Origin of the sequence: Salifodinibacter halophilus (assembly GCA_012999515.1) — a bacterium.
GTDB classification, from domain to species: domain Bacteria; phylum Pseudomonadota; class Gammaproteobacteria; order Nevskiales; family Salinisphaeraceae; genus Salifodinibacter; species Salifodinibacter halophilus.
Map to the genome: position 1 here is coordinate 414,286 of JABEEB010000001.1, position 21,864 is coordinate 436,149.

14 protein-coding genes are annotated in these 21,864 nt (G+C 59.0%); 10 read left to right on the forward strand and 4 right to left on the reverse strand.

The window, feature by feature from the left end:
• Window positions 1-19 precede the first annotated feature (19 nt).
• From cydD to HKX41_01875, 4 genes are all read left to right on the forward strand, one after another.
• Window positions 20-1,768, forward strand: a complete 1,749-nt coding sequence (gene cydD / locus HKX41_01860; GenBank protein ID NNC22905.1) for a thiol reductant ABC exporter subunit CydD — start codon at window positions 20-22, stop codon at window positions 1,766-1,768.
• Window positions 1,761-3,485, forward strand: coding sequence for a thiol reductant ABC exporter subunit CydC (gene cydC, locus HKX41_01865; protein NNC22906.1), 1,725 nt, complete (start codon window positions 1,761-1,763; stop codon window positions 3,483-3,485). The genes cydD and cydC overlap by 8 nt, the downstream gene beginning before the upstream one ends.
• A gap of 616 nt (window positions 3,486-4,101) precedes the next feature.
• Window positions 4,102-8,580, forward strand: a complete 4,479-nt coding sequence (gltB, locus tag HKX41_01870; GenBank protein NNC22907.1) for a glutamate synthase large subunit — start codon at window positions 4,102-4,104, stop codon at window positions 8,578-8,580.
• Entirely contained in the window at window positions 8,577-10,079 is a 1,503-nt protein-coding gene (locus HKX41_01875; protein NNC22908.1) for a glutamate synthase subunit beta, read from the forward strand. The genes gltB and HKX41_01875 overlap by 4 nt, the downstream gene beginning before the upstream one ends.
• Window positions 10,080-10,153: 74 nt before the next feature.
• Here HKX41_01875 and ntrC read toward each other — a convergent pair whose 3' ends face one another.
• Both ntrC and HKX41_01885 read right to left on the reverse strand, forming a co-directional pair.
• Complete coding sequence (gene ntrC / locus HKX41_01880; protein NNC22909.1) at window positions 10,154-11,623, reverse strand: nitrogen regulation protein NR(I); 1,470 nt, start codon at window positions 11,621-11,623, stop codon at window positions 10,154-10,156.
• Window positions 11,620-12,669: a PAS domain-containing protein gene (locus tag HKX41_01885; GenBank protein NNC22910.1), complete on the reverse strand. Its 1,050-nt coding sequence runs from the start codon at window positions 12,667-12,669 to the stop codon at window positions 11,620-11,622. Before HKX41_01885 ends, ntrC begins: the two co-directional genes overlap by 4 nt.
• A gap of 296 nt (window positions 12,670-12,965) precedes the next feature.
• On the opposite strand from HKX41_01885, the gene HKX41_01890 reads away from it, so the two are divergent.
• Entirely contained in the window at window positions 12,966-13,439 is a 474-nt protein-coding gene (locus HKX41_01890) for a YbhB/YbcL family Raf kinase inhibitor-like protein (GenBank protein NNC22911.1), read from the forward strand.
• Window positions 13,440-13,563: 124 nt separating this feature from the next.
• Here the strand turns inward: HKX41_01890 and HKX41_01895 are convergent, their stop codons facing one another.
• Both HKX41_01895 and argH read right to left on the reverse strand, forming a co-directional pair.
• The gene (locus HKX41_01895) at window positions 13,564-14,841 is read right to left on the reverse strand and encodes a nucleotide sugar dehydrogenase (protein ID NNC22912.1); all 1,278 of its coding nucleotides are present in this window, start codon (window positions 14,839-14,841) and stop codon (window positions 13,564-13,566) included.
• Between the two features lie 183 nt (window positions 14,842-15,024).
• A complete protein-coding gene (gene argH / locus HKX41_01900; protein ID NNC22913.1) occupies window positions 15,025-16,431 on the reverse strand; it encodes an argininosuccinate lyase in 1,407 nt (468 codons plus the stop codon).
• A gap of 111 nt (window positions 16,432-16,542) precedes the next feature.
• Between argH and hemC the strand changes: the two genes are divergently transcribed.
• From hemC to HKX41_01925, 5 genes are all read left to right on the forward strand, one after another.
• Window positions 16,543-17,463, forward strand: a complete 921-nt coding sequence (gene hemC, locus HKX41_01905; GenBank protein ID NNC22914.1) for a hydroxymethylbilane synthase — start codon at window positions 16,543-16,545, stop codon at window positions 17,461-17,463.
• A complete protein-coding gene (locus HKX41_01910) occupies window positions 17,460-18,221 on the forward strand; it encodes a uroporphyrinogen-III synthase (GenBank protein ID NNC22915.1) in 762 nt (253 codons plus the stop codon). Before hemC ends, HKX41_01910 begins: the two co-directional genes overlap by 4 nt.
• Before the next feature lie 36 nt (window positions 18,222-18,257).
• A complete protein-coding gene (locus tag HKX41_01915) occupies window positions 18,258-19,745 on the forward strand; it encodes a hypothetical protein (protein NNC22916.1) in 1,488 nt (495 codons plus the stop codon).
• 2 nt (window positions 19,746-19,747) lie between these two features.
• Window positions 19,748-20,929 carry a hypothetical protein gene (locus HKX41_01920; GenBank protein ID NNC22917.1) on the forward strand — a complete coding sequence of 394 codons (1,182 nt, stop codon included), beginning with the start codon at window positions 19,748-19,750 and terminating at the stop codon, window positions 20,927-20,929.
• A gap of 123 nt (window positions 20,930-21,052) precedes the next feature.
• Window positions 21,053-21,835: an SDR family NAD(P)-dependent oxidoreductase gene (locus tag HKX41_01925; protein NNC22918.1), complete on the forward strand. Its 783-nt coding sequence runs from the start codon at window positions 21,053-21,055 to the stop codon at window positions 21,833-21,835.
• Window positions 21,836-21,864 lie beyond the last annotated feature (29 nt).

Consider the following 21,864-nt stretch of genomic DNA (forward strand, 5'->3'; position numbering starts at 1 on the left):
GGCACGTCGCATTTCCCCCATGCCGCGCGCCACGGGTAAAGCGCTGGATGCTTGGCTGCGCGCGCAGGCCCGACGTGTGCGTGCGCCGTTGGCGCTAGCCGTCGGTGTCGGCGCCGTCGATGGTCTGCTTATCATTGCCCAGGCCGCGCTGCTCGCGCTCGTTATCAATGCTGTGGCGATCGAGTCCGCCAATCTATCGGTCGTGTGGCCGTGGCTATGGGGCCTTCTGGGCGTTTTCGCCGGGCGTGCGGTGACTGCCGCGCTGATGACCGTGACCGCATTCGAAGCCGGTGCACGCCTCAAACACGATATACGTCGTCGGCTATATGCCCATATTCGGGCGCTCGGGCCGAACTGGGTTCGCGGTCAGCAAAGTGGCGATCTCGCGACCATGCTGACCGATGGGGTCGAGGCGCTGGAGAACTACTACGTCGCGTATCTGCCGCAGATGCGACTGGCCGCGTTCGTGCCGGTTGCCATCCTGGTTTTCGTGTTTCCGGCCGACTGGGTAGCCGGTGTAATCCTGCTGATCACGGCGCCGCTGATCCCATTTTTCATGGTCGTTATCGGCAAGGGAGCTGAGTATCTGAATCAGCGTCAGTGGCGCCGACTTGCGCGCATGAGTGCCCATTTCTTCGATGCTATCGAAGGCCTGACGACGCTCAAGCTATTCAACGCCAGCCGCCGTGAAGCCGAAGTTGTAGCGCGCATGGCCGATGACTATCGAAGTCGGACAATGGCGGTGTTACGGGTAGCGTTTGTCTCCTCGTTGGTGCTGGAGTTCTTGGCCACGATCGCCATCGCCATGGTCGCGGTCTATGTCGGCTTCCGGCTTTATTACGGCGAGATGTCGTTTTTGCCGGGTCTGTTCGTGTTATTGCTTGCGCCCGAATTCTTCAAGCCGCTGCGCGATATGGGCACCCAGTATCACGCGCGCATGGAGGCAATCGGGGCATCTGAACAGATTGTCGACTTACTCAATACAACCGTGCCACCAGTGGCTGGGGATGCCAGCCCCGTGCGTGAGCAGGCGCTTACTGTCGCGTTCGAGAACGTCGGCTTTGCATATGACGACGGGGTGCAGGTTGTCGACGATGTCAGTTTCCGGGTCGCCCGGGGGCAGCGCGTTGCATTGGTTGGCCCCAGCGGCGCTGGCAAGACCACGCTCAGTCACTTGCTGCTCGGTTTCGTCGCACCGAGTCGTGGGCGTATCGTTGTCAATGGTGTGGATTTAGCCGAGTGCGACGACAATACCTGGTTGCAGAAGGTGGCGTGGCTGCCGCAGCGACCGACGCTTTTCTACGGCACCATCGGCGACAACATCCGGCTTGGTTGCCCGGCAGCCTCAACGGCGTCGGTTCGCCAGGCTGCTGCCGATGCCAATGCCGCCGCCTTCATCGAGGCACTACCGGCGGGTTACGACACGCACGTCGGCGACGGCGGTCAGGGCCTTTCCGGTGGGGAAATCCAGCGCGTCGCGCTTGCACGCGCGTTTTTGAAAAACGCTGAACTCGTGGTGCTGGACGAAGCTAGCGCCAGCCTCGACCCCGAAACCGAACGGCTGGTTACCGATTCGGTCGAACGGCTTGCCGAGGACCGCGCCATGCTGGTCATCGCGCACCGGCTGGATACGGTACGCCGGGCCGATCATATTCTGGTGCTCGACCAAGGGCGCATCGTGGAGCAGGGCGATCACGGTTCGCTGCTGGCTCAGGCCGGTTTGTATGCCGAAATGCTCGGCTTTTACCAGGGCAGCAGCTATGCGTGATCTACTTCGATTGCTGCGGCTGTTCGATGGTTATCGTCGGTTGTTGGCTGCCGGTGTGGCGTTATCGGTCGTGGTTATACTAGCCAACGTCGCCTTACTAGCGCTGTCGGGGTGGTTCATCACCGCCATGGCGCTCGCGGGGCTGGGAGTCGGCACGATTAATTACTTCACGCCGGCCGCCGGTATCCGGGCGTTGGCGATTATTCGCACGTTCGGTCGCTATGGCGAGCGGCTGGTCACGCACGAGGCGACTTTGCGTGTGTTGGCGCGGCTGCGTGTCTGGTTCTACGAGCATCTGGAGCCGTTGGCACCGGCGCGTCTCCAGTTTTACCGCGGCGGCGATCTGCTGAGTCGTATTCGAGCCGATATCGACACCCTCGACCATTTCTATTTGCGGGTGTTGGCACCGGGAATCGCTGCCGCCGTGACCGTCGCGCTATTGGCCGGTTTTCTATCTCTTTTCAGCGCGCCGATTGCGCTGATTAATATCGCGGGGCTGCTGCTGGCCGGTGTTGGATTACCGCTGTGGATGCAGCGCCTCGGCGTGCGGCCCGGTGCGCGTGTGGTCAATCGCCGTAGCGATTTGCGCGCGGCGGTGGCCGATGGAGCACGCGGGCTTGGTGAGCTCAAAGTGTATCAGGCCGTTGATCGGCAAGCGGAGCGCATCGAGCAGTTGAGCGAACAATTGACTGCGCCTCAGCGTCAGCAGGCGCGGATCGATGGGTTAGCGTCGGCGCTCGGTGGGCTCGCGACGCACCTTAGTCTATGGTTGGTGCTCGTGATCGCGATCCCGCTGGTTACCGCAACAAGGCTTGAAGCGCCGCAACTGGCGATGATCGTATTTTTCGTGTTGGCCAGTTTCGAAGCCGTGGCGCCCTTGCCGGTCGCGTTTCAATCACTGGGCGAAACGATCGCGGCGGCACGACGCATTTTTGAGATTGTCGATTCTGAGCCGGCAGTTGCTGATCCGCCGTACGAAGCCGAGCGGCCGGCGTCTTTCGGCTTACGGCTGGATCGCGTTTCGATGCGTTACGACGTCGCGAATGCGTGGGCGCTTGCTAACGTCGACTTGCAGGTTGCGGCTGGCGAGCGTGTTGCCGTGGTGGGGGCCACCGGATCGGGCAAGTCCAGTCTTTTCAACGTGCTCCTGCGGTTCTGGCCGTATCAGCATGGCCAAATCGAGATCGGCGGCCAACCGCTGGATAGCTTTTGCGGCGAAACCATGCGCCGCTGGTGTGCCGTCATCACCCAACAGACCCGCTTATTCAATACCACTATTCGCGCCAACCTGCGCCTAGCCTGGCCAGAGGCCGACGATACCGCGCTCTACGCCGCACTGGACCAAGCCTACGTCGGCCAGGAAATCAGGGCGTTGCCCCACGGTCTCGATACCATCGTCGGCGAAACCGGCACCCGCCTTTCCGGCGGACAGGCACGTCGGGTCGCGATCGCCCGGGCTTTTTTGAAGGATGCGCCGATCCTGTTATTGGATGAGCCGACCGAAGGCCTCGATGCGGTGTCCGAGCGCGCTGTTCTCCAAGCTCTGGAGACTTTGATGGCCGGCCGCACTACGCTCATTATCACGCATCGGCCGCAGACGCTTGCTTACATTGACCACGTTGTGGTTCTGGCGGGTGGCCGCGTGCTGGAGCAGGGTGCACCCGCCGATTTAATGCGGACCGGGCGCTATTTGCCGATTTATTCGGCCATTGGGTAATGGTGTGTTAAGCCTACGCCGCTAAGCGAGGCTTTTACCCATTCGATTGTGGGTGATGGCAAAGTTTGGCTTTATTCAATCGCCATCTAATCGGAATGGTCGCGCGGCTCAGCTCGATTGCCTTATGGCTAGATGGTGTCGGTATGCATCGCGCGATTGGCGTCCGGGTATTTGGGATACATGGGGAGCGCGGATGCGAGCGTGGGTGGTGATGGTGTGCTTGACTGGGGTCTGTACTTAAATACCCTCATAAGAGAGCCGTAATCAAAACAGCCCCGTGCACTTTTTTGGTGCGATGGCAGCCAGTATAGCCGAGGTGTCGTTATTAACTCAGCTGATCCGTTATCTAACGCACTGATTTTATTTAAGTGGCATTAAATTTGCGCAATATAAGAGATGCACTTGTTTAATTGACTATCTGGGGTCCCGAGGCATGTGTGATTCGGGGTTTCAGAGTGTATGACGGATGCCATAGTCACTGGCGTGAGGCTTTGAAACCTCTCGCGCCGGGCTTTAAGGCGCAGTTATAGTATGTTGCTGTTACATCAATCGAAAACGCTATCTCCGGTGGCAGATTCGAGGCTGCGCTCGAGAGCCGAACCGATAACTTAAACCTATGTCTGATAAAACCGAGTTTTCCGTTGAACGGCGCGAGCGAGCCAACTGTGGCGTTGGCGCTGTGGTCGATCTAAATGGCCAGGCGAGCCATCAGGTACTTCGCGATGGACTGAGTGTCCTTGAGCGACTCGACCATCGTGGGGCCCGTGGCGCCGAGGAAAATACCGGTGATGGGGCCGGCGTCATACTGCAAAAGCCTGATGGTTTTTTCCGCCAGCAGGTTGAAGGGCTGCCGAACGCGGAGTTTTACGCGGTTGGTCAGTTGTTCGTACCGCGCGATGCCGAGCGATGGCAGGCGATGCGAACGTGTATCGAATCGGTTCTGGTGCGTTGGCGTTTCGAGCTTGTGGCCTGGCGTGAGGTGCCGACCTGCAATGATCAGCTTGGGCGGGGGGCATTGGATCTCGAGCCACGTGTCGTACAACTGTTCATCCAACATGCCGACGGTTTGAGCGGCAGCGACCTGGATCGGCGGTGTTACGTCCTTCGCCTGGCGCTAGAAAAAGCGATGGCCGACAAACCGGAGGACGAAAGCTTCCATGTCTGCTCGTTGGAGCGTCGTCGCATCGTCTATAAAGGCCTGCTGACCAATCCGCAGCTCAGCCATTATTATCCGGATCTAGCTGATCCTGCGATGCAAACGACGCTTGCGATCACACATTCGCGTTTCTCCACCAATACTCTGGGCAGTTGGGATCGTGCGCATCCCCACCGTGTGATTGCGCACAACGGCGAGATCAACACCTACCGTGCTAACTTCAATCGCTTGCGCGATCGCGAAGTCGATCTCGATCACCCGGATATCGGCAACGATCTCGCCGAGCTTCGTCCGTTGGTCGAGAGTGGTGTCAGTGATACCGAATTGCTCGATGCCGTGCTGGACTTGCTGATGGCAGGCGGTCGCAGCCTGACCCATGCGCTGCGCATGGTGATCCCCCAGGCTTGGCAAAAAGATCCGGATATGGATGAACAAAGTCGTGCTTGGTACGACTTTCATGCCAACCTCATGGAGCCATGGGATGGCCCGGCATTGGTGGTTGGCACGGATGGCGAGCGTGTCGTCGCCGCGCTGGACCGCAATGGCTTCCGACCCTGTCGGTATGACATCACTTACGACGGGCGATTGGTTCTCTCTAGCGAAGCCGGCGTGCTCGACTATTCATCGGCAGATATCAAAGAGCGTGGTCGTGTTGGGCCGGGCGAGATGATCGCTGTCGATCCGCAAGCTGGCGGCCTTATCGACAATGAGACCTTGCGGCGAGATCTCAATAGCGATCATTACGGCGAGTGGCTCAAGCACCGGCCACGGCTTGCCGATGTGGCGCCGCCACGCGCCGGTGAGCGCGCGACCAATGTTTCTGATCTTGAGTCACGCCAGCGTGCGGCCGGCTATACGTACGAGCTCGTGGAACATTTGCTGCAACCCTTGGCTGAAGATGGCAAGGATGCACTGGGCGCGATGGGCGACGACGCGAGTCCGTCTGTGCTGTCGGACCACCCGCGCAGCATCTACAGTTATTTCAAGCAACTATTCGCGCAAGTCTCGAATCCGCCAATCGATTATCTGCGCGAAAGTTTGGTGACCTCGCTGCAAAGCAATATTGGCCCGCAACGCAATCTGCTGAGTGAGTCGCCAGACCACTGTCGCCGTATTCATCTCGATTCGCCGCTTTTAACCAACGGTGAGCTTGCCTCGCTACGTGGGCTCCAGTCCGAAGGGTTTACGCACCGCACACTGGATATAACGTACGACCCGCAGCAGTCGCTGCGTGAGGCATTGGAAGCACTTTGCTCGCAAGCCGAGGCAGCCGTTAATGACGGCTGCACTATATTGGTGCTTTCAGATCGAGCGAGTAGCGCCAGACAGGTCGCCATTCCCGGTCTCATGGGCGTTGGCGCTGTGCACCAACATTTACTGGAGTGCCAATTGCGGTTGCGCGTGGCACTCGTCGCGGAGATCAGCGACGCCTGTGCCGTGCACCATATGTGCACCTTGTTCGGTTACGGGGTGGACGCCGTGAATCCGTATCTGGCGATGGCGACGGTCGCCAGTCGGGTCTCTCACGATAAGGCGATCGTGAACTATCTTGCCGGTCTCGAAGACGGTCTTTTGAAAGTGATGTCCAAGATGGGCATCAGTACTCTGGAAAGCTACAAAGGCTCCCAGCTATTCGAAGCGCTCGGGCTGGCGCCCGAGGTCATTAGCACCTGTTTTGCTGGCAGCATCAGCCGCATCGGCGGCTGCGGTTTCGCGCAGCTTGAGGCCAATCTGTACCAGCAGCATCAGGCTGCGTGGACACCGCCGTTGGCGGCTAATCCAGTGCTCGATTTCGGTGGCGAATATTATTGGCGGCGTCACGGTGAAACCCACGACTGGGATCCGGATACGCTGGGTCTGCTGCAGGCCGCCGTGCGGACAAACGATGAACAACTGTTCCGTACGTTTAGTCAGCATATCGATAATCCCGAAGATGGCCCGCGCAACCTGAGAAGCCTGCTCGCGTTCAAATCAGCGACAGCCATATCGCAAGACACAGTGGAGCCGGCCGAAGCGCTCACCCGGCGGTTTTTCTCCGGCGCGATGTCGCTCGGCGCTTTGTCACCGGAGGCGCACGAAGCGATTGCCATTGGCATGAACCGGGTCGGCGCGACGGCGCATAGCGGTGAAGGTGGTGAACAGCCGGAACGTTTCGGCACTGAACGCGAGTGCCGAAACAAACAGGTGGCGAGTGGCCGTTTCGGTGTGACAGCACCTTATCTGGCGGCTGCCGAGCAGATAGAAATCAAGATGTCGCAGGGTGCCAAGCCGGGCGAAGGCGGGCAGCTACCGGGCGAGAAAGTCTTCGGACTCATTGCGCAACTGCGTTTTATGACGCCTGGCGTGCCGCTCATTTCGCCGCCACCGCACCACGATATCTATTCAATTGAGGACCTGGCGCAACTGATCCACGATCTCCGTGCGGCCAGCCCGAAGGCGGCCATACACGTCAAGCTAGTTGCCGCACCCGGCGTGGGAACAATCGCTGCCGGCGTGGTTAAAGCGGGGGCGGATACCATCCTCATTAGCGGTGACGCTGGTGGTACGGGAGCGGCCACCAAGACATCGATCAAATCGGCTGGATTGCCGTGGGAGTTGGGCCTTGCCGAGGCGCAACAGGTCCTTGTGGCCAATCGCCTGCGTTCACGCGTCACCCTGCGGGTCGATGGTGGCCTGAAAACGGCGCGCGATGTTGTTGTTGCCGCGCTTTTGGGCGCGGAAGAGTATGGCTTTGGTATGTCGGCGGTCGTCGCCGTTGGCTGCATCATGCTCCGCAAATGTCACTGCAACACGTGCTCTGTCGGCATCGCCACCCAGGATCCAGAACTGCGGAAATTGTTTCCCGGCGATCCCGAACATATCGCGAATTACATGCGATTCGTAGCGGCGGATATTCGCGGATATCTCGCCCAGCTAGGGGCGAGCACGCTTGACGAGGTCATCGGTCAAGTCGAGTTGCTGGAGCAAATTGACCCTGATATCGCCGGTGTGCCGCAGTTGGATCTCGATTGTATTGTGCAACCACCGTCCGATGCGGATGCACGACGCTGTGAAAAACGGCCGCAGGAGCGCGCTTCCGATAGTGTCGATGCTGAGTTTATCGAGCGGGCACGGCCGGCGCTCGAACAGGGGCAAGCCGTGACCATCGAAGATTCGATTGATAACCGTCATCGCAGTATTGGGACGCGCTTGAGTTATTGGTTAACCCAAAAGCACGGCAGCCAAGGGCTTGCCGATGCCACGCTACGGTTGCGCCTGAAAGGTGTTGCCGGCCAGAGCCTGGGCGCATTTGTGAACTGTGGCCTGGAAGTTAACGTTACCGGCGCAGCCAACGACTATGTGGGTAAGGGGCTGTCAGGCGGACGCATCATTTTGCGGGTGCCGTCGGATGCGGGCTATGACGCCGATCAGAGCATTATTCTCGGTAATGCGGCGCTTTACGGCGCCACAACCGGCGAGTTTTATGCACGCGGTATTAGCGGTGAGCGTTTTGGTGTCCGGAATTCTGGTGCGGTCGCGGTCGTCGAGGGCTGTGGTGACCATCCCTGTGAGTATATGACCGGCGGCACGGTCATGATTCTAGGTGATATCGGGCGTAATCTCGCCGCCGGTATGAGCGGTGGCGAGATTTATCTGCATCGCTCGTGTCAGACGGCGCTCGATCATTTGGATCGATCGGTGTTTCAGATCGGCGACGTCGACGAGCCGCGCGATCTGGCAATGGCCGAACGTCTGTTGCGTAACCACGCGCACCATACGGATAGCGATGTCGCATCAGCTCTTTTGGCTAATTGGCCTGAGAGTGCTGCCAACTTGTGCAAAGTGACGCCGATCAACTATGCCAACGTGATCGCCGAAAATCTCGCCGAGGGCCGTGATCTTCGTACGCCCTTGCCGAAAGCTGCCATCGAAGTACAAGCGGTCGAGGAAGTGTCATGAGCAACGAGAATCATCCCAACGGATACCTCGAGTATTCGCGGGCGTCGATCGGCTATCGCGATGCTGAGGAACGCGTTACGGACTATCACGAAATCTATAGTGAGCAGTGGGATGAGTCCGAACTGAAGGAGCAAGCCTCGCGGTGCATGGACTGTGGCGTTCCTACTTGTACATCCGGTTGCCCAATCGGCAACATCATCCCGGATTGGAACGACTTGGTCAGCAAGGGGCAGTGGCAAAATGCATTAGCTCGCCTGCATGCAACCAATAACTTCCCGGAATTTACCGGCTACGCTTGCCCCGCGCCTTGTGAAGACGCCTGCACGTTGAGTTTCAACCTCGAGCCGGTAACCATCAAGGATGCCGAACGTGCCATCGTTGACCGGGGCTGGGAAGCAGGTTGGATCGTGCCGCAGCCGCCACACGAACGAACGGGTTTCCATGTCGCCGTCGTGGGCAGTGGTCCTTCGGGTTTGGCATGCGCCCAGCAACTCAATCGCGCGGGTCATCATGTCACTGTCTACGAACGTGACGATGCACCAGGCGGTCTGGTGCGCTATGGCATCCCGGATTTCAAGTTCGAAAAGGATAAGCTGGAACGCCGTATCGCCCAATTAACGGCCGAAGGGATCGCCTTTCGTTGTAGTACGGGTTTGGGGGCGGACGTATCACTGGAACAGCTGCGCCATGACCATGATGCCGTTGGCCTGACCATCGGTGCGTTGCATCCGCGTGATGTTGAGGTGCCGGGCCGTGAGCTAGGTGGTGTTCATTTCGCGATGCGTTACCTGACCCGCGAAAACCGCCGGCAGGTGGGCCGCGACCACGAGGATGGCCCGGATGCACAGGGTCGGAACGTCATCGTGCTCGGCGGTGGCGATACAGGTGCTGATTGTGTTGCCACTGCGTTACGCCAGGGCGCGACGTCAGTTACCCAGGTTCAGATCAATGATAAGCCGCCGGCCACACGCCCGGCCGATAACCCCTGGCCATTGACCGCTCGGATTCACAAGACGAACTACGCCCAGAAAGAGGGGGCGATCGCCGAGTTCTCGCTTGATGCCATTGCATTCGAAGATACCGACGGCAACGGCCATGTCGACCATATGAAGGTTGAGCGCGTCGATTGGATACGCGATGACAATGGCCGCCGGATCGATAAACACGTCAAGGAATCCGATCTGGAATTGCCGGCGGAACTCGTGCTCATCGCGATCGGGTTTTCACGGCCGGAAACCGAGCCGTTGAACGCGTCCGGACTCGAGCTTGCCGATAACGGCACGTTCAAAACCGACGCTGATATGAGAACAAACCTACCGGATGTGTTTGCCGGTGGCGATTGCAACACGGGGCATTCGTTACTGGTCTGGGCGATTGGCGAAGGTCGTGACTTGGCGCGCATGATGGATATGCAATTGATGGGGCAATCCCGCCTGCCGCCAAGTCTCCGTACGCGCCATAAGCCTTTATCACTCGGTGGTTGGGAAAAGGCTGGCTAACAGCGCAAGGCACAGTATGAGTCTATGCAGCTTGTGCTGTGCGGTGTGTGCATTATCAGCATCAGGCGACGCATTTATTCAAAATGCTGCGTAAGGCCCAGCTTGTGCATTTTGCGTGTCAGCGTGTTGCGGCCCCAGCCCAGTATTCGGGCCGCTTCCTGCCGGTGTCCGTCGCTGTGTTTTAGGGCGGCGGTGATGACGGCGCGTTCCATATCTGGCGTCACCTCATCCAACAGACGATCCGCGCCCGACTCGAGGCGTTGCTCGACCCAACGTGTCAATTGCTCATCCCACCTGGTTGGAGCGGCGGGGGTAGAGGAGGCCGGCGTTTGTGTCGAGCTCGGCTCGGGTATCGGTTCGGGGGACGACGACGGGTTTTCGGCTCGAGCGTCGGGAGGCAGATCCTGTGGCAGGATTTCGTTGCCGGGGGTCATGATGGTCAGCCAGCGGCAGAGATTTTCCAGCTCACGTACGTTGCCGGCCCAATCGAGCTGATCGAGATATGCAATGCAGTCCGAGGTCAGTTTTTTGGCCTCTGTATTGAGTTCCTCGGCCGCACGCGCCAGGAAAAATTCCATCAAGGGGCCGATATCCTCGCGTCGCTCACGTAGTGGTGGCAGGCGAATCCGGATGACATTGAGTCTGTAGAACAGATCTTCGCGAAAGCTTTTTTGTTCAATTGCCGTTTCAAGGTTTTGATTGGTCGCAGCCACAACACGCACATCGACCTTGATAGGGCGGTGGCCGCCCACCCGGCAGAACTGTCCATCTTGTAATACACGCAGCAGATGGGTCTGAAGATCGAGTGGCATATCGCCGATCTCATCCAAAAACAACGTCCCGCCGTGTGCTTGTTCGAAATACCCCCGTCGTTGTGCGACGGCGCCCGTGAAGGCGCCTTTTTCGTGACCGAACAGTTCGCTCTCAATCAGATCCTTGGGCACCGACGACGCGTTGACAGCGACAAAGGCTTGTTTTGCTCGCGGGCTGTGTTCATGCAGTGCGCGCGCGACAAGTTCTTTACCCGTGCCGGACTCACCGGTAATTAAAACCGTTATATCGGAATCCGATAACCGTCCGATCGCACGAAACACTGCCTGCATCGCGGGGGCTTCGCCGATAAGTATGGCCTGACTTTCTGACGAACCTTGGGTCTCAACTGGGGTTTCCTCCTCGCTACGGGCTGCGCGCTGTACCAGGGCGAGGGCTCGATCTAGATCGAACGGTTTGGGCAGATATTCAAAAGCGCCGCCCCGATAGGCTGACACCGCCGCATCCAGGTCGGAATACGCGGTCATGATGATGACGGCAGGCTGTGGCGAAAGTTCGAGCTCGTCGAGGTGTTTCAAAAGCTCGATACCCGACATGCCGGGCATGCGGATATCCATTAATAGAACATCGGGCTGGCGGCTTTCGATGGCGCCGAGTAGTTCGTTGCCACTCGAAAAGCATGCCACCGTTAGGCCGGCGCGGCTCAGGGTGCGCTCGAGAATCCAACGTATCGAAGTATCATCGTCCACGACCCAGGCTTCGATTGCACTCATAAGTCGGTGTCTAATGGAAAGAAAACGGAAAAAACGGTGCGGCCGCTACGGCTGTCACATTCGATTCGGCCGCCGTGCTCTTGAATCAGATATTGAGCGATAGGCAGGCCCATGCCGGTGCCATCGGCACGGGCGGTCACCAGTGGATGAAAAATGCGTGGCAATAAATCCGCTGGGATCCCGGGGCCATTGTCGATGATATCAATGCGTGCGACCAAGCGATGCTGTACGCCACCAATCGTGAAACGGCGCTGGGTTCGTGTGCGAATCGTGATTTCGCCCGTATTTTCTAATACCTCAATGGCGTTGGTGGCTAGGTTGAACACCACTTGTATGAGTTGTTCCCGGTCGGCCAGGATATCCGGGATGCTGGGGTCGTAATCGCGTCTTAGCACGATTGATTCCGGGAGGTTCGTGGAGATCAGTGTGCATACGTGCTCGATCGGCTCATGCAAGCTGATCCAACGGCATTCCTGTTCACCCCGTGGGCCGAGCATGCCATCAACCAGTTTTTGCAGTCGGTCGGCCTCGCGGATGATGACGTTGGTGAATTGATGTAAATCGCTGTTATCGCTTTCGCGTTCGAGTAGTTGTGCCGCCCCCCGCAAACCACCTAGTGGGTTTTTTATCTCGTGCGCCAGGCCGCGAAACATGTCGCGATTGGCCAGATACTGTGAACGCATTTCAATGTCACGCGCTATGCGCAATTGTTGATCGCGCACCGTGAACTCCAAAGCCAGGCATCTGCGTGTGTCCGGATCGGTGAACGGCGTTAAAGTCACATCGACGCGTGATGACGATCCTGTTCCGGTTCCCAGATGCAATTCATGTAGCGTGTAGATCGTTCCTTCCGTTTGCGCCCACTGCAGATGTGGCTGATGCGATTCGAGCGAGGGCACGATGCGAGTCAGGGGCTGTCCACGGCATTGGCGAGCTGAAACACCGAAAAGGACTTCCCCGGCCGTATTGGTATAGGTGATCCGCAGCGTGTCGTCGACGCAGACGATGGCCGTGTTGAGGCTGCTTAAGAGTAAGTCAGGATCGATGCCAGTGCCTTCGAAGGTAGTCGTAAATGGGGTCGTGCATGAATTTTTTAATTAAAAGATGGATGGCAGCCGATTGGATCCTAAAAAAGCAATGAAAGGATTTGTAAATGAGCTGCGACCATTCCGAGTTTGATTGTTGGCCTGCGCGCTCAGTGCGTCAAGCAGAGGTGCCAGGGCGATAATCCGCCTGCGACTCTCAGTTCACCAGCGACGTTCATTAGCATTGTCTGGCCAGGCTGGTCGAGTGGCGCGGCGCGTAGATACAATGCATTGCAATCGAAAATATAGGAGCGATCATGGCTTTTGCGCTGTCGAACATGCATATCGAGACACCGGCTTTTGCCGCCGGCGACGCCATTCCGATGCGGCATTCAGCCGAGGGCGATAATCTCTCGCCGGCGCTGTCCTGGCAGGGGGCACCGGCGGAAACATCCGCGTTTGCCGTGATCTGTCACGATCCGGACGCGCCGCTGGTGCAGAATGGCACGTATGGCTTCGTGCACTGGGTGCTGTACAACCTCGACGCCGACACGATGCACCTCGACGAAGCGACCGATCTCGGCACGACCGGCCCCAACGATTTCGGCGAGCATGGCTACGGCGGCCCCATGCCGCCCGAGGGTCACGGCACGCATAATTATTACTTCTGGGTGTTGGCGCTCGATGAACCGGTTGCGCTACCAGACGGTCTGAATTTGCCGCAGTTACTGGCGCACGTCGAACCGCATCTCATCGGCATGGATCGCTTGATCGGCACCTACGAGCGTTGACTCCGCGCCGCTGCGGTTAGCGGCAGCGATCGTTCGAAATCGGGCAAGGCGTGGCGTTATTGGCTGAGTAACGTTATCGACCTGTCGTCGTTGCCTGTACTGCGCTGTTGAAGGGGCGCAGCCGTCAGGCGCGTACGACGTTTGGCGCGTGTTCGGATAGACGGGCCCGGGTATCGACGACTAGATCGGCGTTAGCCGCAATCGCCGCGTAGTCGAACGCGTCGTGGTCGGTAACGATGACTACGCAGTCCTGTGCGGCCAGATGTTCGGGCGTCGCATCGATACTGGAAAGATCGAACTGATAGGCGCGCATGGGCGCGAATGTCGGGATGTGCGGATCGCTGTAGGCCAATTCGGCACCGCGCTTGGATAATTCCGACATGATCTTGGCAGCCGGTGTTTCCCGCATGTCGTCGATGTTCTTTTTGTAGGCTAGGCCGAGTATAAGGATGCGGCTGCCGCGTACTGCTTTGTAGCGATCATTCAATGCCGCGGCAATCTTGTCGACCACGTACAACGGCATAGCGTGATTGATTTGTCCGGCGACTTCGGTCAAGCGTGTGTCGACACCATACGCGCGCGCTTTCCAAGTCAGGTAGAACGGGTCGATTGGAATGCAGTGCCCACCCAGGCCGGGACCGGGACGATAGGGGGTAAAACCGAACGGCTTGGTGGCGGCCGCAGTGATTACTTCGTGGATGTCGATAGCCATGGCGTCGGCGACGACTTTCATTTCGTTGACCAACCCGATATTCACGGCGCGGTGGATGTTTTCCAACAGTTTGGTCATTTCCGCCGCTCGTGCCGACGACACGGGGACGACCCGATCAATCATCTGTTCGTAGAATGCGATACCCCGCTCGCGACAGAAGGGCGTGATGCCGCCGAGGACCTTCGGGATCGCGCGGGTGGTGCACTGTTCGTTGCCGGGGTCGGCGCGTTCCGGACAAAACACGAGTGCGATATCGCGGCCTACGACGAGCTCGTGCCGCTCGATAATCGGCGCTACGGCTTCTTCGGTCGTGCCGGGGTAGCTCGTACTTTCGAGTGCGACCAACTGGCCCGCCCGAAGACGGGGCGCGATCGCTTCCATTGAGCTGGTTAAAAACGACAGATCGGGTGTCTGCTGCTCGTCCAGCGGTGTCGGCACGCAGAGTATGACGGCATCCACAGTGGTCAGCCGTGCATAATCACCAGTCGCTTCAAACGCGCGCTCGGGCAACCGCGCAATACGTTCGCTATCCAGATGCTGTAGATATGAGCGACCGCTGTTTAGCGCCTGGACTTTGGTTGGGTCGGTATCCAGTCCGATGACGCCCAAGCCAGAATCGATACATTGAAGCACGAGCGGCAGGCCGACGTAGCCCAGTCCGACGATGGCAACAGTCTGTGAATTTGCCATTCAGTGCGCGACTCGCGAGGGGGAACCGACAATGAATTCTGCCACAGGGGCACCCAGTGGACCGTCGCCCGACGACACTAATGCTGAAAACGCTTGGCGATTAGCTGCCTGGTTCGGCCATCATCCAGGCAGCTCGCTAACACTACATATGGAATGGCGTGCTATGACTGTATGGCGCCAGCATCAAACGACTTTGTCGCAATTGGCAGCCGGCAAGCGCTCGCGTGCGCGACCGGCGGCGGCTAGCACTTGGTTTGGTGCGGTACCGCCGATGTGATCGCGCGCGGCAACCGAGCCTTCAAGGGTTAGCACTTCGAAAACGTCATCGGTGATTGTCGGCGAGAACTGCTGCAGGGTCGTCAGCGCCAGATCGGCCAGATCACTTTCGGCCGAGATCGCGTGTGCGACAGCGTTGCCAACGATTCGGTGGGCATCGCGAAACGCCACGCCCTTGCGCACCAGATAGTCGGCCAGATCCGTGGCGGTGGCGTAGCCGCGCTGTGCCGCGAGTCGGCAGTTGTCGGCGTTGATCTGAACGTTGGCCAGCATATCGTTGAATACTAAGACCGAGTCGTGAACAGTGTCGACGAGATCGAAAAGCGGCTGTTTGTCTTCTTGATTATCACGGTTGTAAGCCAGTGGCTGGCCCTTCGACGCGGTCAGTAGCGCTGTTAGATGGCCGTTGGCGCGCCCAGTTTTGCCGCGGATGAGCTCGGCGATGTCCGGGTTTTTCTTCTGCGGCATGATCGACGAGCCGGTGCAGTAAGCGTCGGGCAATTCAATGAAACCGCAGGCCGGGGCGACCCACATAACGATTTCTTCAGCAGCGCGCGACAAGTGCGTCATGACTAGGCTCGCTACGCTGGCAAATTCGACTGCGAAATCACGATCGGAGACCGCATCCAGCGAATTGTCGATGACGTCGGCGAATCCGAGTTCGTCGGCAACCATGCGACGGTCGATGGCGAACGTTGTCCCGGCCAGTGCGGCGGATCCTAGCGGTAGGCGGTTCACGCGGCCGCGAACGTCGGCCAGGCGTTCGCTGTCACGCGCGAGCATGGCTTCCCAGGCCAGCATGTGGTGCCCGAACGTGACCGGTTGTGCAACCTGCAAATGCGTCAATCCCGGCAGAATCGTGTGCGCTTCGCGCTCGGCGAGCTCGATCAGTGTTCGCCGGAGCGCGTCCAGATTGTCGACGAGTTCGTCGATCGCGTCGCGCAGCCACAGACGGACGTCGGTGGCGATCTGGTCGTTGCGTGAGCGCGCCGTATGCAGTTTCTTGCCGAGTTCGCCGATCTCGTCGGTTAACGCCGACTCGATGTTCATGTGCACATCTTCGAGTTCGATGTGCCATTCGAAATCGTCATGCTCGATGCGCTCGCGGATACGCGCGAGGCCGGCCGCTATCGATTCGAACTCATCGTCGCCGAGCACGCCGATCTTGGCGAGCATCCGCGCGTGAGCGATAGATCCGCGGATATCGGCTTCGGCGAGCCGCTGGTCGAAACTGACCGATTCGGTGAAGGCTTGAACGCGGCGCGCCGGCGCACTGGCAAAACGTCCGCCCCAGGTTTTTTGGTTTCGGGTCATGCGTTCGGAGTGTAGCTTATGGCTTGATATGTCCCCGATTTTAGCAATTGGATATATCGGCGGTCGGCTTTGGTCTCGGCATTATCCATACGCCACGTTACAGTAGGACGAATGCAACGGACACTGCGTATCGCGACGCGCCAGTCGCAGTTGGCTCGCTGGCAGGCCGAACTGGTCCAGCAACGTCTCCAGACTGCCTGGCCAGACCTGGCTGTGGAATTGGTCGGTTTGAGCACCCAGGGCGACCGGGTCAGTGATCGGCCACTGGCTGAAGTCGGCGGTAAGGGCTTGTTCTTGAGCGAGTTGGAAGCCGCGCTCGAAAACGGTGATGCCGATATCGCAGTGCACTCGATGAAGGATGTGCCGGCCGAAATCCCGGCCGATATGGCGTTGCCGGTTGTTCTGGCGCCGGCCAGTCCGCTCGATGCGTTTGTCTCCAACCACTACGCAACGCCAGCCGATCTGCCGGCTGGTAGCCTCATCGGCACCGCCAGTCCACGGCGACAGGCATTGTTTCGACAATTGCGGCCAGATATACGTGTCGATTTCGTGCGCGGCAATGTCCAGACACGCTTGGCCAAACTGGACGGCGGTGATTTCGATGCGATTGTTCTGGCCTGTGCCGGACTCGATCGATTGGCGCTTGATAAGCGCATTCGGATGCGCTTGCCTCCGGAGCAATGCCTGCCAGCTGTGGGCCAGGGCGTTCTCGGCATCGAAATGCGTGCGGATGACAAACAAACCCTGGCACGGATTGAGCCGTTGGCGGAAAAAGATACCACGGTGCGGATTGACGCCGAGCGTGCGGTCGCGCGTCGACTTGGTGGCAACTGTCATCTACCGATCGCCGCGCACGGTGTCCATGATGGTCATCATTTAACGCTCCACGCCTGCGTGGCTGAGACTGATGGCACCCGTGTAGTCGCGGACCGGATCGATGGGCCGATAGCCGAAGCCGAAAATCTTGGGACCGAACTCGCAGATCGGTTATTGGCCGCGGGCGCAGACGCGATCTTGCAACGATTAGTGTGAATCGACACCTAGCCGATCGACGTGTGTGGCTGACGCGGCCGGCGGGCCAGAACGCACATTGGGCGAATGCGTTAACCGAAGCCGGCGCGATGGTGCACTGTCAGCCATTGCTGACTATCGACCAGCCGATCGACCCTGCTGCGGCGGTTGATGCGCTCGAACGTGCCGAGTCGGCGGATTGGGTTATCGCCAGCTCGACCAATGCCATCGACCGAGCGCTGAGTCTGAGGCCCGATTTCGCCCCGCGCGGACAGTTCGTCGCCGTAGGGACGGCAACCGCGGCCGCGTTCGAGCGCGCCTTCGGCCGGCGTGCAGTTTATCCTGAACGCTTCGACGCCGATGCGTTGCTCGCATTGCCCGAGTTGGCCGAGATCGCCGGCCGACGAATCGCGATTTTAGCCGGCGAGGGTGGCCGCACCGTGTTAAAAGACCAATTAACGGCGCGCGCTGCCATTGTCGACAAGATCGCGACGTATCGACGTGTCGCATGTGATCTATCGCGAGCACTTGTCACCGAACTCGTCGAATGGTCCCACGCGGTCGTGGTAACCAGCGGTGACTCACTTGCCAATCTCTGTCGTCTGCTGGACTTGGCGGATATCGAGCGTGATCGCCTGCCGGAACTGGTTCTGCCGAGCCAGCGCGCGAAATCCCGAATCGATCCGCGTAGAGTGTCGATGACAAAATGTCGTGTGCTGGAGCGTATGGATGCCGAGTCACTGCTGGCCGCACTTGCTAATCCAAGCCACGGCCATTAACAATAGTAGGCCGATCAAGCTTCTGGATCATCCTGGATGAACAATCAGAAAAAGGACGCCGATCCGGGCGGTTCTAACCGCGAACGGGACACGGGTGAGGCGTCCGAGCAACCAGCCGAATCGAACCTGGCCGATAAACAAGGCACTAAGGATACAAGCAGCGTGTCGTCGGACCAGAAGCGGCAAAACACAACCTCGAATGAAAACTCGGGCTCGGATACGGGCCACGATCGGGCGGCGGCTGCCGAACAAGCCAATGGCGCGGCAACAGCTGGCCGGGACACCACGCCTGATACCAAATCCGCGAACAACACCGCTCACAACGAGCCGGCTGGCACCAAACGCTCGCCGAGTTCGTCAGCATCGTCGGATCGCCAGGCGTCCGGGCCGCCGCCCGGCAACCGTGCGGCCAAAGGTGGCAAAGGGAGTCGGCCACCGCGCGGTGCATGGTTGATCGCTGCATTGGCGCTGCTGCTGGCTGCCATCGCGCTGGGTCTTGGTATCTGGTTGACGTTTTTCGGTCGGGCGCAGATCAATGACCTCCGCGGGCAACATGGCTCGTTGAAAAACAACGTCGAGCAAACCGCTAACCGTGCTCGCCACCAAAACAAACAGGTCCACAAACGAATCGAGGCGGTGCAGACGGATTTGCGCGCCGTCAAAAAACGCAATCAAAGCCTGGCCGACAAGATATCGGGGTCCAAGCGCAGTTGGCAGTTTCGCCGTATCCGGTCGCTTTTGCTGTCGGCTAATCACGCCGTTGAATTACGGCAGAATCCAAAAGCGGCACTCGCTGCACTCAAACTGGCCGATCAGCGTGTCGCAGCGCTGAGTGATCCGGATCTGCTCGGACTGCGCAAACAACTGACCCAAAATATGGGCGCCTTGCGTAGTGTTCCGATGCCCGACCGTGTCGGTATCGCACTCAAGCTTGCTGATGCCAGCAGTCGCATTGGTGACCTGCCGTTGGCGCGCGGAGTGCCGAAACGTTTTGTGAAATCTCAGGAACAGGCCGGTGACACCGCCAGCGCGACCGAAAGATCCACGCAAAACGCCGGTCAAGATCAAACTTGGCTGGCTGGCTTCAAGGCCGCTGGCAAACGTGCTGTCGATACTGTCGTGGACTCGATTGGCCGCTTAGTGACGGTTCGCCGCAGTGATACACCGCCGCCACAATTGATGCCACCGGACCGCGCGGCCTATCTGGTACAAAATATCGTTCTGGATTTACAAAACGCTCAAAAAGCCATCCTGGACCGGCATCCGCAACTTTATAAAAAGAATCTGGCTTCAGCACAGAAATGGCTCCGGCAATATTTCGACACCGATGATTCCGAGGTCGCCGGTCTGCTGGAGGAATTCAAGGAACTGCGCGATCAAAATGTTCGGCAAACAATGCCGGATATTTCAGGAAGCCTGAAAACCATCAACAAATTAATTGATCAACAAGCCTCGGCGCACGGTTCTATGGATCAGCGGGCAAGTCAGTCGACTGACGCCGCGGACACGGCAGTGGGGCAGTAGTCGTGCGGCGCGCCGTAGTAACCTTCTGTGTTTTTCTGCTGCTGGGCATTGCCGTTGCGGTCATTTTTCACGACCAACGTGGCCAACTCCTGATCACGTTTGGCGCATGGCGCATACAGACCAGCCTGGCTTTCGCTGTAATCGCGTTGATTGTTGTGAGCTGGCTCGCCCTGGTCATCCTGCGCGCAATTGTCAGCGGCGTTTTATTACCCGCACGCGTCAGTCGTGGATTGGCCGCTCGACGTGATACACGCCAATACACGGGGTTAATGGACGGCTTAGGTCGTTTCACTGAGCAACGCTGGCGCGCAGCTGAAACCCAGCTCAAACGGGTCGACAATAAGGGGGCGTTGGGCGCTATAGCACGTCTCGGTGCCGCGTGCAGCGCGGCCTATCAGGGTCGTGAAGCGGCTTGTGCGCAATACTTGGACGATGCCCGATACGCGCAAAGCCTCAGCGAACTTGCCGTGGAGCTGACCACGGCCGAATTGGCGGTTTACGCGGGCAGGCATGCGGACGCAGTCGAGCATCTGAGGCGGTTGCGCGCCACTGCGCCTCATCATCCGCGCGTGCTAACCCTGTACGCGGAACAACTGCATTGCACCGAAAATTACGATGAATTGCGCGGTGTGCTGCACGACGTCGAAAAATACGGCGAGCTGGGTGACGAACGTGCGCTGGAGCTCAGCCGGGCGGCCTGGTCGGCTGCGCTGACCCACAATGCCAAGCACGCCGAGGATCTGATCAGTACTTGGTCACGTATGCCCAAACGGCTGCAAAATGATGCGTCTATGGTCGAGTTCTATGTCGAGCGGTTGCGCTCGGTCAGCGCCGATCACGAAGCACGTCGCGCCGTGCGCAACTATCTCAATCACCACTGGGCGGCAGCACTTGCCCGTCTCTATGGGCAACTGGCCGGTGATGACATTGATACCCGTCTTAGCGACACGGAGAAATGGCTGCGCCGTTACGGCAACAAACCGGAGCTGCTCTTGGTTGCAGGCCGTTTATGCTTGCGCGCGAAGCTGTGGGGGCGGGCGCGCCATTACTTCGAACAGAGTCAGGAGCTAGAGGCGCGGAGCGACGTCCTGCTCGAGCTTGGCTCGTTGTACGAACAGATCGGCGAACCGGTCAACGCCCGGGCTGCTTATCGCAAGGGTTTGTCGCTGCAGGTCGCCGACTAAGCGCGTCGATCGCAGCCGCTTTGATCAACGACGAGCATCCATATCGCTAAACGTTGCCTGATTATCGGCTGTGGTGCGACGGGGCGACGCATCGCAGCGCGCGCCGTTGCCTGCGGACTCGAAGTGGACGCAGTTGTCTCGAGCCCCGAAAGTGCGCCCAGGGCACGCGCGCTCGGTGCGACGGCGCACATCCACGATCTCGATATGGCTGATCTCGCGCTCGAGCGCCCTGATTATCTATTTTATTGCGCGCCGCCACCACGCACCGGTAACACCGACACACGCCTAGCCGGCGTTATCGATTGTCTGGATGGCAGCGAACGGCCGACAAATACGGTCTATATCAGCACTGCTGGTGTTTACGGCGATCGCCAAGGCGAGTGGGTCGACGAAGATAGCGCGCTGATGCCTGAGACCGGACGTGCCAAACGACGCGTGGATGCCGAGACCCAAATTCGGGACTTTGATTCGGCCGCGCGCATCTTGCGCGCACCGGGCATCTACGGTCCGGGACGTCTGCCCGTGGCGGCTGTCCGGTCCGGCGCCCCGATTCTGACCGATGCCGAAGCAGGTTGGCGCAACCGTATTCATATTGATGATCTGGCCGCGGTTGCATGGCGGGCGAGTGCAGCCGACTGGCCGAGTGGTGCTGTCAATGTGAGCGACGGTCATCCGACGCCACTCGGCGCGTTTTATGACGAGCTTGCCGACATGCTGGGCGTGGCGCCGGTCCCACGTATCAGTTGGGCTGAGGCCCAGCAGCGTTACTCCGACACGCGGCTGTCTTTTCTGCGTGAGTCACGGCGGCTTGATAACCGGCGCTTGCTCGCAGCCCTTGGGCACGCGCTCTTCTACCCGGATTATCGAGACGGCCTCGCGGCGTGCCGACCGGGCGAGGTGGATTAGAACGCATCGGCACAGATACGGCTAACGGT